A 17,149-nucleotide genomic window follows, 5' to 3' on the forward strand; every position below is an offset into this window, starting at 1 on the left:
ATCTTGCTTGTCGGGCCCACTTGCACCCAACTGTCAAAGCAGTCGGACGGATGCCAGCACCTTAGTCGGGTGTCTGCGCCCAGAGCCGGGGCGGGTTCTTACCTTCTCTCAGGAAGCCGTCGACCATACGCATGTCCGAGGCGAAACCGACCGAGGCATTGTCGGCTAGGAGATCCAGCTGGTCCGGGCTCCACTGATCAACATTGCCATCGAGGAGCACAAACCGCTGATCCAGGGAGTAGCGGGCTCGCGCAAGCTGCTGCACCAAGACAAGAGCGTGCTCCGCTGCTTGCTTGCTACTCGCGGCCTGTACCAATACCTCACGCTTCGGAGCGTTCACACGAGCAGTGGGGCGCACCTCGCCACCTCGCGGGAGGCGCACAGATGGACGCTTCTGGTATTCAAGGTGGGCCGAGTTGAGGAAGGCGTAGAGGGACTTCTCCAGGGGACTTTCGCGCCCACCCTGGGCGAGCCATCTCAAGCTATCTGTGGACAGCACTGCTCCAGCAACATCAGCTACAAGCGCGCCAGCACAACGGATTGAACGACGTCCCGTGATTCGGCCGTGGATCTCCTTCAGATGGTAGCCATCGAGGATCTCTGCCCAGGCTTTGGCCGCACGTCCTCCGGCAAGGTCTACGCCGGCATCGACCAACCGCATGCCCGCGACACCAGCGTCGCTGGCCAGAACTTCCTCGCCGGAGACACGCAGGAGGACGGTGACACCATCACCGTCGCTGAAGAACAGGCCTCCGGTGAGCGCAACCGTTCCCGGCTTCCCGCCCGGGGCAACTGTCCATCCGGGGAGCTGATCACGGACCGAGGAGGGCAGCAAGTCATCCCTAATCATGGATACTCCTCCAGTCCCTCAAGCGGTAGCGTGTCGGGCGGCGCCGGCGGGCTATACCAGGTGTACCCAGAGCCGATCGCGATGTTGCACTCGCCCATGAAGTCGTGCAAGACCCGACGGTACTCCTCGTCCAAACCTGCCAGCGATGCATCCACAGGGACATCCGGATCGTGCCGTATGTCTGTGGGTGCGTACACGTCCTTGTTTCCGCGCGCCTCGCTCCAACGGTGCTTGTGGGTACGACAGATGTAGTCTTCACCGGCTCGGTCTCGGTGCGTACCCCGAACGTCGAGACGCCGAATGTTAGTACCGCTAGGCAGATGCCTGAGGATGAGCGTGTACTCCCATGGCAGATCCACCTTGATCCGCAGCAGAAGATCAAAACGTTCCGGCAAGTCGCTACGGACTGGCACGTTGCCTTCAAGCTGTGATGGTCGTCCATCCTTGCGAACGCTCTTGGACTTCCACTGAATCGGCGCATTGAGCTGGGCGTTTACGGAAGCACCCAAGATCTTTTCTGCTACCTCATCTGTGCATTCGCCCGCCACGACCATGTTGCGATCATAAGAGGTACATCTGAGTAAAGGAATAGATCCAGAGAGTCACAGTGGGCAACTCGATCAATATGCAACCTGTGGGCGAATCGCCGACAGCAGGACATGATGCCCCCCTCCCTCCATGCGAGGAGGGGTTCAGCCATGCAGGCCCGGGACATCTTTCAGACCCACTCCACCTCAGACTGAATGGCCGCTCCACTCCCAGGCGAGGGCAAGGGCGTACGGGAGGAGGCCAACAGTGCTTGCGGACGCGGACGCCGAGCACCGGTCGTGACCATCAGCGCAGCCACCTCCTCCTCACTCACCCCAGCCAGCGCCTCAATCACCCGATCGAGTGCCTCACCCACGTCAGTGCGTGTGACTGCTCGAAGACGGCGCCTGACCCGCGTTCTTGACCGTCAGCGGCAGCAACTTCTTGCCCGTCGGGCCGATTTGTATGGCCGTATCCATCTGCGGACACACCCCGCAGTCGAAGCACGGTGTCCACCGGCAGTCCTCGACCTCCGTTTCGTCGAGGGCGTCCTGCCAGTCCTCCCAGAGCCAGTCCTTGTCCAGGCCGGAGTCGAGGTGGTCCCAGGGGAGAACCTCCTCGTAGGAGCGCTCGCGGGTGGTGTACCAGTCGACGTCCACGCCGAGCGGGGTCAGGGCCTTGTCGGCGCAGGCCATCCAGCGGTCGTAGGAGAAGTGCTCGCGCCAGCCGTCGAAGCGGCCGCCGTCCTCGTAGACGGCGCGGATGACCGCGCCGATGCGGCGGTCGCCCCGGGAGAGCAGGCCCTCGACGATGCCCGGCTTGCCGTCGTGGTAGCGGAAGCCGATCGAGCGGCCGTACTTCTTGTCGCCGCGGATCTTGTCACGGAGCTTCTCGAGGCGGGAGTCCGTCTCCTCGGCCGAGAGCTGGGGCGCCCACTGGAAGGGGGTGTGGGGCTTGGGGACGAAGCCGCCGATGGAGACCGTGCAGCGGATGTCGTTGGAGCGGGAGACCTCCCGGCCCTTGGCGATCACCTTGGTCGCCATGTCGGCGATCTGCAGGACGTCCTCGTCGGTCTCGGTGGGCAGGCCGCACATGAAGTAGAGCTTCACCTGGCGCCAGCCGTTGCCGTAGGCCGTGGCGACGGTCCGGATGAGGTCGTCCTCCGAGACCATCTTGTTGATGACCTTGCGCATGCGCTCCGAACCGCCCTCGGGGGCGAAGGTCAGGCCGGAGCGGCGGCCGTTGCGGGTCAGTTCGTTCGCCAGGTCGACGTTGAAGGCGTCGACGCGGGTGGAGGGGAGGGAGAGGCCGATCTTGTCTTCCTCGTAGCGGTCGGCGAGGCCCTTGGCGATGTCGCCGATCTCCGAGTGGTCCGCCGAGGACAGGGACAGCAGGCCCACCTCCTCGAAGCCCGTCGCCTTCAGGCCCTTCTCCACCATCTCGCCGATGCCGGTGATGGAACGCTCACGGACCGGGCGTGTGATCATGCCGGCCTGGCAGAAGCGGCAGCCGCGGGTGCAGCCGCGGAAGATCTCCACCGACATGCGCTCGTGGACGGTCTCGGCCAGCGGGACCAGGGGCTGCTTGGGGAACGGCCACTCGTCGAGGTCCATGACCGTGTGCTTGGACACGCGCCAGGGCACGCCCGAGCGGTTGGGGACCACGCGGGCGATACGGCCGTCGGGGAGGTACTCGACGTCGTAGAACGCCGGGATGTAGACCCCGCCGGTCTTCGCGAGGCGGAGGAGAACCTCGTCGCGGCCGCCGGGGCGGCCCTCCGCCTTCCAGCCCTGGATGATCTTCGTCATGTCGAGGACGGCCTGCTCGCCGTCGCCGATGATCGCCGCGTCGATGAAGTCCGCGATCGGCTCGGGGTTGAAGGCGGCATGCCCGCCCGCGAGGACGATCGGGTCGTCGAGCGTACGGTCCTTCGACTCCAGGGGGATGCCGGCCAGGTCCAGGGCGGTGAGCATGTTCGTGTAGCCCAGCTCCGTGGAGAAGGACAGGCCGAACACGTCGAAGGCCTTCACGGGGCGGTGGCTGTCCACGGTGAACTGCGGGACGCCGTGCTCCCGCATCAGCGCCTCCAGGTCCGGCCACACGCTGTAGGTGCGCTCGGCGAGGACGCCCTCCTGCTCGTTCAGCACCTCGTAGAGGATCATGACGCCCTGGTTGGGCAGACCGACCTCGTAGGCGTCCGGGTACATCAGCGCCCAGCGGACGTCACAGGACTCCCACGGCTTGACCGTGGAGTTGAGTTCTCCGCCGACGTACTGGATCGGCTTCTGCACGTGCGGGAGCAGAGCTTCGAGCTGCGGGAACACAGACTCGGCGGCCGCAGTGACTTCGGCAGGCATCTCGCGAACCTTCGTGGGTCGGACGGATCTGACAGGACTGACAGCAGTGATCTGACAGGGGTGACCATCTAGCCTAACGCGGGCCGGGCATCCCTCCGTACGTTCAGACCTCCGCACCGTCCCTCACCGACGCCCACATCCCCGGCAGCTCCGTCTCCGCCCGCTCGGCCCGCCGCTCCTCGCGCCCGTACAGCAGGCCGTACGTGAAGGAGCTCTCCCCCGCCGCGTGCGCCACGGCGGACAGCTCGCGCAGGGTCTGGCGGGTCATGACGCTGTCCTGGTGGTCGCCGAGCAGGGTCTGGAGGGACTTCATCGACTTCAGCAGGGCGGTCGCCGGGTCGCCGAGCGCGGGGACGGCCGCCTCGGCCGAGTAGCGGGTCCGTTTGGCCTTCTTGCGGGCCTCGTGCAGGGCGAGGTCGCGGTCCTGGCCGGGTGGCAGGGCCACGGCCTGTTCGACGAGTTCGGTGAGCTTTCCGAAGTCGTTCCGTACGGCCTTGGAGATCACCTTCTCGGGCTTTCCGCCGGCCGCCTTCAGCAGGGGCGGGGCGTCGACCAGCGCGTCCAGGGCGTCGAGAAGGGCGAGGTAGCGCTTGGAGTCCAGGACGCCGGTCAGCCTCCGGCGCGAGCCGCCGCGGCGGGCGTTCGCCCACAGGCGCATCCGGGTACGGACGGGGCCGTGGATCAGGGGGCGGGGCACCTCGGCGAGGGCGGCGGTGAGGCGCTCGGTCAGCACCTCGCGGTCGCGGTCCACGCCGAGTTCGCCGGCCAGCCACTTCAGCTCCTCGCCGAGCGGGCCGGTGATCTCGCGGTCGAGGACCTTGCCGTAGGAGCGGAAGGCGCTGCGCATGCGCCGGGTGGCGACGCGCATGCGGTGCACGGAGTCGTACGCGTCCTGCCGTACCGCCGGATCCAGCTCGACGATCGCGTCCCGCTGTTCGCGCAGGTAGGCGAGGACGTGGTCGCCGGCGGTCAGGGGGGCCTGCGCCGCGGCCTGCTTGCGCTTCTTCTTGCCGCGGGGTGCCGTTTCCGCGAGCGCCCGTGCCAGCTTGGACGCGGAATTCGAGGGCCGTACGCCCGCCTTGCGCAGGCGTTTGTCGACCTTGTCGAGGAAGGTGGGGTCGCCGTCGTCGGCGAGTTCGACCTCCAGTTCGGTCCACTGGGCGCTGCCGCCGGCGTCGGTGAGCCGTTCGGCCTGTACGGCGTCCATGCTCACCTCGGCGAGCAGACGGCCGTCGGCGTCGACGAGGTCCCGCAGGTCGCGGTCGGAGCGCAGGCGGACCACCGGCAGCAGTTCGGCGTCGCGGATCCGGGAGCGGACCAGGCCGGCGATGGCGCGCGGGAGGGTGTCGGACAGCGGGGCGTGGATCTCGTCGCGGACGCCGGGGGCGACGGGGAATTTCAGGTGCCAGCCGGCGTCGGAGCCGCCGGTGCGGCGGCGCAGGGTGATGGAGGACCTGGCGAGGCGCTCGTCGACGGTGTCGTAGTAGGTGGCGTCGAGGTGGGCGACACCCTTGTCGATGACGGCCGCGACACCGGCCACGCCGGTCAGGTCCGGCAGGCCGCTGTCGTCGGATTCGTACTTTCGCTCGATCTCGCGCTTTGTGTCCGCCATGACCTGAATCTAGTGGGATTCCGCTCCCGGCGGCAGGGCCCATCGGACATGAATGACGGGCAGACCCAGGGGCAACACGGGGTGTCCTATGCGGACATGGGTCGCTGCACCTTGATCGACTGCAGCAGTCCCACGGCCACCCACCCCGCGAACATGGATGAGCCGCCGTACGACACGAAGGGCAGCGGCAGGCCGGTGACCGGCATGATCCCGAGGGTCATGCCGATGTTCTCGAAGGACTGGAAGGCGAACCAGGCGACGATCCCGGCCGCGACGATCGTGCCGTACAGCTCGGTGGAGTCGCGGGCGATGCGGCAGGCCCGCCACAGGACCACACCGAGCAGGAAGATGATCAGTCCAGCGCCGAGGAAGCCCAGCTCCTCCCCCGCGACCGTGAAGACGAAGTCCGTCTGCTGTTCCGGGACGAACTGGCCGGTGGTCTGCGAGCCGTGGAAGAGCCCGGCGCCGGTCAGTCCGCCCGAACCGATCGCGATACGGGCCTGGTTGGTGTTGTAGCCGACACCGGCCGGGTCGAGGCTGGGGTTGGCGAAGGCGGCGAAGCGGTTGATCTGGTACTCGTCCAGGATGTGCAGCTGCCAGATGGCGATGCAGCCGACGATGCCGGCGGTGAGCAGGCCGAAGATCCACCGGTTGGAGGCACCGGAGGCGAGCAGCACGCCCAGGATGATCGTCACCAGGACCAGGACCGTGCCGAGGTCGGGCATGAGCAGCACGATCATGATCGGTACGGCAGCCAGGCCCAGCGCCTGCAGGACCGTGCGGTGGTCGGGGTAGGGCCGGTCGCCGGCGTCCACCCGGGCCGAGAGCAGCATGGCCATGCCGAGAATGATCGAGACCTTCACGAACTCCGCGGGCTGCAGGGAGAAGCCGCCACCGAGGACGATCCAGTTGCGGCTGCCGTTGATGGTGGCGCCGAGCGGGGTGAGCACCAGCAGCACCCCGAACAGGGAGATGCCGTAGAGGATGGGCACCACGTTGCGCAGGGTGCGGTGGCCGAGCCAGATCGTGCCGACCATCAGGGCGAACCCGATGCCGGTGTTCATGACGTGCCGGATCAGGAAGTAGTACGGGTCGCCCTGGTTGATCTCCGTGCGGTTGCGGGTCGCGGAGAAGACCAGCAGCGAGCCGATCCCGGACAGCGCGAGGGCCGACAGCAGCATCGGCCAGTCCAGCCGGCGGGTGAGCGAGTCGCGGGCGAACAGCCGGGTCCAGCCCGCGGGCCGGGGCCCGTACCCGGAGACGGAGAAGCTGTTGGCTCCGGTCATGTCGGCATCCTCCGGCTCCCCCTCTTACGAGGTCGCCTGCGGGTGGTGCGGTTGGTGGCCGTCGGTGAGGGGGTGGTCCCGGCGGGCTGGGTGCCGTCCGGGGAGGTGGTGCTCTGTTCGGTGGCCTTCTGGAGGTCCTTGACGGGGTCCTTGGCGACCTTCGGGGAGGCGATCGTGCCGTCCGCCTTGACCTTCGGCAGGCCCTTCTGCGGGCTGGGCAGCAGCGCCTTGCCCTTGTCGATCGAGCCGTCGGGCTGGACGCCGTAGAGGGCGCTGTAGATGTTGCGGACGGCCTCACCGGAGGCACCGGAACCCGTACCGGCCTGGGCGATCGTCATGACGATCGTGTAGTCCTTGGAGTAGGTGGCGAGCCAGGAGGTGGTCTGCTTGCCGTAGACCTCCGCGGTACCGGTCTTGGCGTGCAGCTCGATCTTGTCCTGGGGCCAGCCCTGGAACTTCCAGGCGGCGGTACCGCTGGTGATGACGCCGGCGAGGGCCTTGTCCATGCCCTTGAGGGTGGCCTGGGTGACCGGCAGCTTGGCCTTGACCTTGGGCTTGATCTCCTGGACGGTCCTGCCGTCGGCGCTGATGACCGCCTTGCCGATGGTGGGCACGTACTCGGTGCCGCCGTTGGCGAGCGCGCCGTAGATCATGGCCTCCTGGATCGGCGTGACGAGGGTGTCGCCCTGGCCGATGGAGTAGTTGATCGAGTCACCCTCGCGCATCTTGTTGCCCTCGAGGCAGTTCTCGTAGGCGATCTTCTCGACGTAGCTGCCGTCCTTCTTGCCGGACTTGCACCAGGCGTCCTTGTTGGCCTTCCAGTAGGACTCCTTCCACTGGCGGTCGGGGACGCGGCCGGTGACCTCGTTGGGCAGGTCGACGCCGGTCTCCTTGCCGAGGCCGAACTGGTGGGCGGCCTTGTAGAAGTAGTCCTTGGGCTGGCCCTTCTTGGGGTTGATGCCGCCGTCCTTCTTCCACTGCTGGTCGGCGAGGCCGTAGAAGACGGTGTCGCAGGAGACTTCCAGGGCGCGGCCGAGGGAGATCGGGCCGAAGTTCTCGCCCTCGAAGTTCTTGAAGACCTGGCCGCCCACCGAGTACGAGCTGGTGCAGGGGTAGCCGCCGTCCCATGCGTAGCCGGCCTCGACCGCGGCGGCCGTGGAGACCACCTTGAAGGTCGAACCGGGCGCGGACTGACCCTGTATGGCCCTGTTGAGCAGCGGGTAGTCGGAGTCCTTGCCGGTGAGCTGCTTGTAGTCCTTGGCGGAGATGCCGCCCACCCAGACGTTCGGGTCGTAGGTCGGCGCGGACGCCATGGCGACGATACGGCCGGTCTTGGCCTCCATCACCACGACGGCACCGGAGTCGGCCTTGTAGTTCTCGCCGGTGATCGAGTCGAACTGCTCGCGGGCCTTCTTCATCGCGGTGTTCAGCTCGTACTCGGCGACCCGCTGGACGCGGGAGTCGATGCTGGTGACCAGGTTCGAACCGGGCGCGGCGGCGTCGGACTTGGCTTTGCCGATGACCCGGCCGAGGTTGTCGACCTCGTAGCGGGTGACGCCGGCCTTGCCGCGCAGCGCCTTGTCGTACTCGCGCTCCAGGCCCGAGCGGCCGACCTGGTCGGAGCGCAGATAGGGCGAGTCGGTGTTCTTCGCCTGCTGGATCTCGTCGTCGGTGACCGGCGAGAGGTAGCCGAGGACCTGGGCGGTGTTGGCCTTGCCCGGCGAGGGGTAGCGGCGCACGGCCTCGGGCTCGGCGGTGATGCCGGGGAAGTCCTCGGAGCGCTCACGGATCTGCAGGGCCTGACGGGGCGTCGCCTCGTCGGTGATCGGGATCGGCTGGTAGGGCGAGCCGTTCCAGCACGGCTGGGGCGTCTTGGCGTCGCACAGCCGGACCTTCTGCATGACCTCCGCGGGCTTCATGCCGAGGACCCCGGCCAGCTTGGTGAGGACGGCCTTGCCGTCGTCCTTCATCTTCAGCAGGTCGGTGCGGGAGGCGGAGACGACCAGCCGGGTCTCGTTGTCCGCGAGGGGCACGCCCCGCGCGTCCAGGATCGAGCCGCGCACGGCGGGCTGGACGACCTGTTGGACGTGGTTGCCCGACGCCTCCTTCTGGTACTGGGAGCCCTCCCGGATCTGCAGGTACCACAGCCGGCCGCCGAGGGTACCGAGCAGGGAGAGGACGAGGATCTGGATGACGACGAGCCTGATCTGGACCCGTGGGGTCCGACCCGTCTCGGGAATGTTGGTCACTGCGGCTGCCTCCCCCTCTCAGCGTGTAGGTGTGTCATATCCGACCGAGCTGTGAACGCCGGCCGCGAACTCCGCCGCCCTCACAGCCGCTTGACCCCCTTGATGCGGCCCACCCGCGCGGTGCGGGTGCGGGCCCGGGTCTTCAGGGCGCCGAGGCCGCCGCGCTGGCCGCCGATCTTCAGGCCGGTGCCGTTGGAGATCCAGCCGGTGGAGATGTCGGTGGCGTTCTTGCCGGCGGAGGAGGTCTCGGCGAGCGGGTCGTTGTCCGCGCGCCGGGCCAGCGCCATGATCCCGGGGACCACGAACGGGGCGAGCAGCAGGTCGTACAGGGCGGCCGTGAACAGCAGGCTGACCAGGCCGACATGGCGGGCGGCGGTGTCGCCGACGAGGGCGCCGACACCGGCGTACAGCAGGGTGGAGCCGATCGCGGCGGCGACCACGACGACCATGGGGCCGGTGGCCGACTTGATTCTGCCGTTCTCCGGTTTGATCAGCCCGGCGAGGTAGCCGGTGACGCACAGCACCAGGGCGTAGCGCCCGGCCGCGTGGTCGGCCGGGGGTGCGAGGTCGGCGAGCAGACCGGCGGCGAAGCCGACGAGGGCGCCGCCCACATGGCCGTACACCATGGCCAGGCCGAGGACGGTCAGCAGCAGCAAGTCGGGGACGGCGCCCGGGAGATGGAGCCGGGCGAGGACGCTCACCTGGATCACCAGGGCGACGACGACCAGCGCCGAGGAGAGCAGGATCCGGTTGACGCGCATGGGGATTCAGCTCCTACTGCTGCTGGGTCTGGCCGTCGAGGGACGCGGTCGCCGAGGGCGTGACCGTGACGGTGACCGTCGGCGTCGGGGTCGGCTTGGGCTTGGGCGGCAGCACCGTGTCGCGCGGGTCCTTCTTCGGGGCCTCGACGACGACGCCGACGATGTCGAGCTTGGTGAAGCCGACGTACGGCGTGACGTAGATGGTGCGGGTCAGGCCGCCCTCGGAGGGCTCGACGCGGGAGACCACGCCGACCGGGACACCGGGCACGAAGGGCTTGTCGGCCTCGGAGCCGAAGGTGACCAGGCGGTCGCCCTTCTTCACGTCGGCCTTGCCGTTGAGGAGTTCGACGCGCAGCGGCCGGTCGCCCTGGCCGGAGGCGAAGCCGAGTTCGTCGCTGCCCTCCATGCGGGTACCGACGGTGAAGTCGGGGTCGTTGGCGAGGAGGACGGTCGAGGTGTTCGGGCCGACGGTGGTGACGCGGCCGACGAGACCGTCGCCGTTGAGCACGGTCATGTCCCGCTTGATGCCGTCGTTGGCGCCGACGTCGATGGTGATGGTCCAGGAGAAGCCCTGGGCCGCCCCTATGGCGATGACCTCGGCGCCCTTGATGCCGTACTGGCCCTCGCCGGCGATCCGCATCATCTTGTCGAGCTGTTTGAGCCGGCTGGCGTTGCGGTCGTCGCTGCCCAGCTTGGCCTTGAGGGCCGCGTTCTCCTGCTCCAGCCGGGCGAGCCGGTCGTGCTTGGTGCCGGAGTCGCGGATCGCGGAGACGGCGTTGCCGACCGGGTCGACCGCCGACGACACGCCGTTCTCGATGGGCCCGAAGACGGTGGCGGCGGCCTGTCGGGCACCGTCGACCGGGGAGTCCTCCCCGCCGCGGATGTCCACCGTGATCAGCGCGAACGCGACGGCGATCAGCAGCACCAGGAGCAGCCGGCTCTCTCTCGTGTCCCTCACGTGCGGCGGCCGTGCCTTCCTCATAGGAATGTGCGGGTGTTCAGGTATTCGTGATGCTGAGGCTTGTCGAGGCTTATGCGAGCTTATGCCTCTATATCAACGATCCGCCGCACGAGAGGAGATCATCTCGTACGGCGGAATCGAAGAGTTACGTCATCTGCGCGGCTGGGCGTCCAGGACCTGCTGGAGCGCCTCGAACTCCTCGACGCACTTGCCGGAGCCGAGCGCCACGCTGTCCAGCGGGTCCTCGGCGATGTGGATCGGCATGCCGGTTTCGCGCCGAAGCCTTTCGTCAAGTCCGCGCAGCAGTGCGCCGCCGCCGGTGAGGACGATCCCCCGGTCCATGATGTCGCCGGACAGCTCCGGCGGGCACTTGTCGAGGGTCGTCTTGACGGCGTCGACGATGGCGTTGACCGGCTCCTCGATCGCCTTGCGCACTTCGGCGGCCGAGATGACGACGGTCTTGGGCAGCCCGGAGACGAGGTCCCGGCCACGGATTTCGGTGTGCTCGTCGGAGTCCAGGTCGTACGCCGAACCGATCGTGATCTTGATCTGCTCGGCCGTCCGCTCACCGAGGAGGAGGGAGTACTCCTTCTTGATGTGCTGGATGATCGCGTTGTCCAGTTCGTCGCCCGCGACACGGATGGACTGGGCGGTGACGATGCCGCCGAGCGAGATGACCGCGACCTCCGTGGTGCCGCCGCCGATGTCCACCACCATGTTGCCCGTGGCCTCGTGGACCGGCAGGCCGGAGCCGATGGCCGCGGCCATGGGCTCCTCGATGATGTGCACCTGGCGGGCGCCGGCCTGGGACGACGCCTCGATGACGGCGCGGCGCTCGACGCCGGTGATGCCCGAGGGCACACAGACGACGACCCGCGGACGGGCCAGATACCGCCGCTTGTGGATCTTCAGGATGAAGTAGCGGAGCATCCGCTCGGTGATCTCGAAGTCTGCGATCACGCCGTCCTTCAGCGGTCGCACGGCGACGATGTTGCCGGGCGTGCGCCCGATCATCTTCTTCGCCTCCGCGCCGACCGCGAGAATTCCACCGGTGTTCGTGTTGATCGCGACGACGGACGGCTCGTTGAGTACGATCCCGCGACCCCTGACGTACACCAGCGTGTTGGCGGTCCCGAGGTCGACAGCCATGTCACGGCCGATGAACGACATTGAGTTCCCCATCAGGATTCGTCTGGCCTTCCTGGGAGCTTTTGAGGGCTTGTCAGGTAGGCGAAGTGGGTGCTGTGACGTGAAGGCTTCCATCGTAGACGCGCCTTCGCGAACACTGCGGGAGGGTCTTCGCCATTGTCAGCAGATGATGCGCGGCTCCGCTTGTGGAGACGGGCGTTCGGGGGCACTCGTTCCCTCGATCGCCGGTGCATATGCAGGAAGTCCGGGGACAATACACCGAACTTCCCGACGTGCTGCCGCGGGGGTTACGCGCGGCCCGGGAAGAAGATCTTCACCTCGCGCTCCGCGGACTCCTCGGAGTCGGAGGCGTGGATCAGGTTCTCCCGGACGATGACGCCGTAGTCGCCGCGGATGGAGCCGGGGGCGGCGGCGATCGGGTCGGTCGGACCGGCCAGCGCTCGCACGCCCTCGATGACCCGCTCACCCTCGACGATCAGGGCGACGACCGGCCCGGAGGCCATGAACTCCACCAGCGGCTCGTAGAAGGGCTTGCCCTTGTGCTCGCCGTAGTGCTGCTCCAGCGTGTCCTGGTCCAGCGTGCGCAGCTCCAGCGCGGTGATCTGCCAGCCGGCCTTGCGCTCGATACGGCTGATGATCTCGCCGGTCAGGCCACGGCGGACTGCGTCGGGCTTGAGCAGGACGAGGGTGCGCTGGGTCACGACGGCTCCTAATTGATCAATGGGGTGCGCTGTGTTCGAAGATTACAGGGCGTGTCCGGGCCCTTGTCACACAGCGTCAGGTGTGGAGGAGCCGGGGGCGGAAGAGCTGGGGGCGGAGGCGCCGGGGGCCGGGGCGGCGGTCTCCTGGGCCGCGAATCTCGCCTTCGCCTCGTCGATCTTGCGGCCGTAGTGCACCGAGGCCCACCACAGGGCCGCGAAGACCGCGCCGAGGAAGAACATCGTCGGCACGACGAAGCCGGAGGCGACCAGCGCGGCCTGCAGGGCCCAGCCGAAGGCGATGCCGCCCGGCCGGGTCACGACGCCGCACAGCACCAGGCACAGGAACATCGCGATCCCGCTGACCGTCCACACCGTCCCCATGGACAGGTCGGGGTCCTTCATGGCGACGAGTCCCGCGAAACCGATCACGAAGAACTCGCCGATCAGCGTGGAAGCACAGAGCGTACGCACTCGGTCAGCCCCTCCCCAGCAGTAGTCGGGCCTCGCCCACGGTGATGACGGAGCCCGTGACGAGCACACCGCCGCCCGCGAACTCGCCCTCCTCCTCGGCCAGCGTGATCGCCGCCTCCAGCGCGTCCGGCAGCCGCGGCTCGACCTGGACGCGGTCCTCGCCGAACACCTCGACGGCGATCGCGGCCAGCTCGTCGGCGTCCATCGCGCGATGGCTGGAGTTCTGGGTGACGACGACCTCGGCGAAGAGCGGCTCGAAGGCCTCCAGCAGGCCCCGCACGTTCTTGTCGCCGCTCGCCCCGACCACCCCGATCAACCGGCTGAAGTCGAAGGCCTCACCGACCGCCTCCGCGGTCGCCCGGGCGCCCGCCGGATTGTGCGCGGCGTCCAGGACGACGGTCGGGGAACGGCGTACGACCTCCAGCCGGCCCGGCGAGGTCACGGACGCGAAGGCCTTGCGGACCGTGTCGATGTCCAGGGGCTCGGGGCGCTGGGAGCCGACGCCGAAGAACGCCTCCACGGCGGCGAGGGCCACCGCGGCGTTGTGCGCCTGGTAGGGGCCGTGCAGGGGCAGGTAGACCTCGGCGTACTCGCCGCCGAGACCGCGCAGGGTGAGCAGCTGGCCGCCGACGGCCACCTGACGGGCGACCACGCCGAACTCCAGGCCCTCGCGGGCCACGGTGGCGTCCACCTCGACGGCCTTCTTCAGCAGCACCTGCGCCGCGTCGACCGGCTGCTGGGCGAGGATGACCGTCGCGTCCTGCTTGATGATGCCGGACTTCTCACCGGCGATCGCGGCGGGCGTCTCGCCCAGCCGGTCGGTGTGGTCGAGGTCGATGGGGGTGATGACGGCGACGTCACCGTCGATGACGTTCGTGGCGTCCCAGGAGCCGCCCATGCCGACCTCGACGACGGCGACGTCCACCGGGGCGTCCGCGAAGGCCGCGTACGCCATGCCGGTCAGCACCTCGAAGAAGGACAGCCGGTACTCCTGCTGTCCGTCGACCATCTCGACGTACGGCTTGATGTCCTGGTACGTCTCGACGAAGCGCTCGGCGGAGATCGGGGCGCCGTCCAGACTGATCCGCTCGGTGATCGACTGGACGTGCGGGGAGGTGTAGCGGCCCGTGCGCAGCTCGAAGGCGCCGAGGAGGGCCTCGATCATGCGGGCGGTCGACGTCTTGCCGTTGGTACCGGTGATGTGGATCGAGGGGTACGAGCGCTGCGGCTCGCCCAGGACGTCCATCAGCGCGGAGATGCGGCTGACCGAGGGCTCCAGCTTGGTCTCGCCCCATCGGGTCGCCAGCTCCGCCTCGACCTCGCGCAGAGCCCTGTCGAGCTCCGGGTCCTCGGGACGGGCGGGCACGTCGGCCTGCGGCTGGCCGCCCTGGGTGCGCAGGGTGCGGCTGCCGGCCTCGATGACCGCGAGATCGGGGTCCCGGTCGGTCTCGGCCGCGACGATCTCGTCGAAGGGGTCGCTGTCACTCACGGGGCCAGTCTACGGAGCGGGACTGACAGACGTAGGCGAAGGCCCCCGGAACTGGACGTTTCCGGGGGCCTTCGACGCTGGCGGGGTCCTCAGGCGGACGGCAGCCTGCCCAGCTGGGCCTGGATCCTCGTGATGTCCTCCTCCGCCTTGGCCAGGCGGGTGCGGATCTTCTCCACCACGTTGTCCGGGGCCTTCGACAGGAACGCCTCGTTGCCGAGCTTGGCGTTCGCCTGGGCCTTCTCCTTCTCCGCCGCCGCGAGGTCCTTCGCCAGGCGCTTGCGCTCGGCGGCGACATCGATCGTGCCGGAGAGGTCGAGGGCGACCTCGGCGCCGGCGACCGGCAGGGTCGCCGTCGCGGTGAAGGCGTCGCCCTCCGGCTGGAGGCGCAGCAGCTGCCGGATGGCCGCCTCGTGCGGGGCGAGGGCCGTGCCGTCCAGGCTCAGCCGGGCCGGGACGCGCTGGCCCGGCTGCAGGCCCTGGTCGTGACGGAAGCGGCGGACCTCGGTGATCACCGACTGGAGGGCCTCGAGCTCCCGTTCGGCGTCCGCGTCCCGGAACCCACTGTCGTTCGGCCAGTCCGCGATCACGATCGACTCGCCGCCCGTGAGGGTGGTCCAGAGGGTCTCCGTGACGAACGGAACGACCGGGTGCAGCAGCTTCAGCGTCACGTCGAGGACCTCACCGAGGACCCGCTTGGAGACCTCGGCCGCCTCGCCGCCCGCCTGGAACGTGGTCTTGGACAGCTCGACGTACCAGTCGAAGACCTCGTCCCAGGCGAAGTGGTAGAGGGCGTCGCTGAGCTTCGCGAACTGGAAGTCGTCGTAGAACGCGTCGACTTCCGCGACCGTCTTGTTGAGGCGGGAGAGGATCCAGCGGTCCGTCGCCGACATCTCGGACGGCGCCGGAAGCGGGCCCTCGATCGTCGCGCCGTTGATCAGCGCGAAGCGGGTCGCGTTCCAGATCTTGTTGGCGAAGTTCCTCGACGCCTGGACCCATTCCTCGCCGATCGGGACGTCGGTGCCGGGGTTGGCGCCGCGGGCCAGGGTGAAGCGGACGGCGTCCGAGCCGTACTTGTCCATCCAGTCGAGCGGGTCCACGACGTTGCCGAAGGACTTCGACATCTTCTTGCCGCGCTCGTCGCGGACCAGGCCGGTCAGCGCGATGGTGCGGAAGGGGACCTCGCCGTCCATGGCGTAGAGGCCGAACATCATCATCCTGGCGACCCAGAAGAAGATGATGTCGTGGCCGGTCAGCAGGACGTCGGTCGGGTAGAACTTCCGCAGGTCCTCGGTCTGTTCGGGCCAGCCGAGCGTGGAGAACGGCCACAGGCCCGAGGAGAACCAGGTGTCGAGGACGTCGCTGTCCTGCGTCCAGCCCTCGCCGCTGGGCGGCTCCTCGTCCGGTCCGACACAGACGACCTCACCCTCGGGGCCGTACCAGACCGGGATGCGGTGGCCCCACCACAACTGCCGCGAGATGCACCAGTCGTGCATGTTGTCGACCCAGTCGAAGTACCGCTTCGACATGTCCGCCGGGTGGATCGTGACCCGTCCGTCACGGACCGCGTCGCCGGCGGCCTGCGCGAGCGGGCCGACCTTGACCCACCACTGCATGGACAGACGCGGCTCGATGGTGGTCTCGCAGCGAGAGCAGTGGCCGACGCTGTGGACGTACGGCCGCTTCTCGGCGACGATCCGGCCCTGCGAGCGCAGCGCCGCGACGATCGTGGAGCGCGCCTCGAAACGGTCCAGGCCCTCGAAGGGGCCGTGGACGGTGATGACCGCGCGCTCGTCCATCACCGTGATGGACTCGAGGTCGTGGCGCTGGCCGATCGCGAAGTCGTTCGGGTCGTGGGCCGGGGTCACCTTGACGGCGCCCGTGCCGAACTCGGGGTCGACGTGCGTGTCGGCGACGACGGGGATGGTGCGGTCGGTCAGCGGGAGCTTGATGCGCTTGCCGACGAGGTGCTGGTAGCGCTCGTCGTCGGGGTGGACGGCGACCGCGGTGTCGCCCAGCATCGTCTCGGCACGGGTGGTGGCGACGACCAGCGTCTCCTCCCCTTCGCCGTACTTGATGGAGACGAGCTCGCCGTCGTCCTCCTGGTACTCCACCTCGATGTCCGAGATGGCCGTCAGACAGCGCGGGCACCAGTTGATGATGCGCTCGGCGCGGTAGATCAGCTCGTCCTCGTACAGCTTCTTGAAGATCGTCTGGACGGCCTTGGACAGGCCCTCGTCCATCGTGAACCGCTCGCGGTCCCAGTCGACGCCGTCGCCGAGGCGGCGCATCTGGCCGAGGATCTTGCCGCCGTACTCCTCCTTCCACTGCCAGACGCGGTCGACGAACTCCTCGCGGCCGAGGTCGTGGCGCGACTTGCCCTCCTCGGCGAGTTGCTGCTCGACCTTGTTCTGGGTGGCGATGCCGGCGTGGTCCATGCCCGGCAGCCACAACGCCTCGAAGCCCTGCATGCGCTTGCGGCGGGTGAGGGCGTCCATGAGCGTGTGCTGGAAGGCGTGGCCCAGGTGGAGCGAGCCGGTGACGTTCGGCGGCGGGATGACGATGGTGTACGCGGGCTTGTCGCTCTTCGCGTCGGCGGCGAAGTAACCCCGGTCTACCCAGCGCTCGTACAGCGTCTCCTCTACCTCGGCCGGCGCGTACTGGGTCGGCAGTTCGGTGTTGGGCGCTGAAGGCTGCTGCTGAGCGTTCTCGGTCACGGGGTCAGTTTAGGGGTGTCG

Annotated in this window: 13 protein-coding genes; all 13 read right to left on the bottom strand. The window is 68.3% G+C overall.

Going from position 1 to position 17,149, the window contains the following annotated elements:
* Positions 1 to 61: 61 nt before the first annotated feature.
* The 13 genes from ABZZ74_RS24250 to ABZZ74_RS24310 all read right to left on the bottom strand — a co-directional run bounded on the left by ABZZ74_RS24250 (position 62) and on the right by ABZZ74_RS24310 (position 17,128).
* On the bottom strand, positions 62 to 850 hold the full coding sequence (locus ABZZ74_RS24250; RefSeq protein ID WP_356768190.1) for a hypothetical protein: 789 nt from the start codon (positions 848 to 850) through the stop codon (positions 62 to 64).
* A complete protein-coding gene (locus ABZZ74_RS24255; RefSeq protein ID WP_356768192.1) occupies positions 847 to 1,404 on the bottom strand; it encodes a hypothetical protein in 558 nt (185 codons plus the stop codon). The genes ABZZ74_RS24250 and ABZZ74_RS24255 overlap by 4 nt, the downstream gene beginning before the upstream one ends.
* Before the next feature lie 351 nt (positions 1,405 to 1,755).
* Positions 1,756 to 3,735, bottom strand: a complete 1,980-nt coding sequence (locus ABZZ74_RS24260) for a TIGR03960 family B12-binding radical SAM protein (protein WP_356768195.1) — start codon at positions 3,733 to 3,735, stop codon at positions 1,756 to 1,758.
* Between the two features lie 103 nt (positions 3,736 to 3,838).
* Positions 3,839 to 5,347, bottom strand: a complete 1,509-nt coding sequence (locus tag ABZZ74_RS24265; protein WP_356768196.1) for a CYTH and CHAD domain-containing protein — start codon at positions 5,345 to 5,347, stop codon at positions 3,839 to 3,841.
* A gap of 86 nt (positions 5,348 to 5,433) precedes the next feature.
* A complete protein-coding gene (gene rodA / locus ABZZ74_RS24270; RefSeq protein WP_356768198.1) occupies positions 5,434 to 6,633 on the bottom strand; it encodes a rod shape-determining protein RodA in 1,200 nt (399 codons plus the stop codon).
* Positions 6,630 to 8,882 (bottom strand): penicillin-binding protein 2, encoded by a 2,253-nt coding sequence (gene mrdA / locus ABZZ74_RS24275; RefSeq protein ID WP_356768200.1) that lies wholly within the window; start codon positions 8,880 to 8,882, stop codon positions 6,630 to 6,632. The genes rodA and mrdA overlap by 4 nt, the downstream gene beginning before the upstream one ends.
* Before the next feature lie 80 nt (positions 8,883 to 8,962).
* Positions 8,963 to 9,643, bottom strand: coding sequence for a rod shape-determining protein MreD (gene mreD / locus ABZZ74_RS24280; RefSeq protein WP_356768202.1), 681 nt, complete (start codon positions 9,641 to 9,643; stop codon positions 8,963 to 8,965).
* 13 nt (positions 9,644 to 9,656) lie between these two features.
* A complete protein-coding gene (gene mreC / locus ABZZ74_RS24285) occupies positions 9,657 to 10,601 on the bottom strand; it encodes a rod shape-determining protein MreC (RefSeq protein ID WP_356768204.1) in 945 nt (314 codons plus the stop codon).
* Positions 10,602 to 10,754: 153 nt separating this feature from the next.
* Positions 10,755 to 11,774, bottom strand: a complete 1,020-nt coding sequence (locus ABZZ74_RS24290) for a rod shape-determining protein (RefSeq protein WP_004001297.1) — start codon at positions 11,772 to 11,774, stop codon at positions 10,755 to 10,757.
* A 266-nt stretch (positions 11,775 to 12,040) separates the two neighbouring features.
* The gene (gene ndk / locus ABZZ74_RS24295) at positions 12,041 to 12,454 is read right to left on the bottom strand and encodes a nucleoside-diphosphate kinase (RefSeq protein WP_256781108.1); all 414 of its coding nucleotides are present in this window, start codon (positions 12,452 to 12,454) and stop codon (positions 12,041 to 12,043) included.
* A gap of 66 nt (positions 12,455 to 12,520) precedes the next feature.
* Positions 12,521 to 12,925: a DUF4233 domain-containing protein gene (locus tag ABZZ74_RS24300; RefSeq protein ID WP_356768207.1), complete on the bottom strand. Its 405-nt coding sequence runs from the start codon at positions 12,923 to 12,925 to the stop codon at positions 12,521 to 12,523.
* 4 nt (positions 12,926 to 12,929) lie between these two features.
* Positions 12,930 to 14,414 (bottom strand): folylpolyglutamate synthase/dihydrofolate synthase family protein, encoded by a 1,485-nt coding sequence (locus tag ABZZ74_RS24305; protein ID WP_356768209.1) that lies wholly within the window; start codon positions 14,412 to 14,414, stop codon positions 12,930 to 12,932.
* 89 nt (positions 14,415 to 14,503) lie between these two features.
* Positions 14,504 to 17,128 (bottom strand): valine--tRNA ligase, encoded by a 2,625-nt coding sequence (locus ABZZ74_RS24310; RefSeq protein ID WP_356768211.1) that lies wholly within the window; start codon positions 17,126 to 17,128, stop codon positions 14,504 to 14,506.
* Between the last annotated feature and the right edge of the window lie 21 nt (positions 17,129 to 17,149).

Origin of the sequence: Streptomyces sp. NPDC006476, from assembly GCF_040612015.1 — a bacterium.
Taxonomy (GTDB): domain Bacteria; phylum Actinomycetota; class Actinomycetes; order Streptomycetales; family Streptomycetaceae; genus Streptomyces; species Streptomyces griseorubiginosus_B.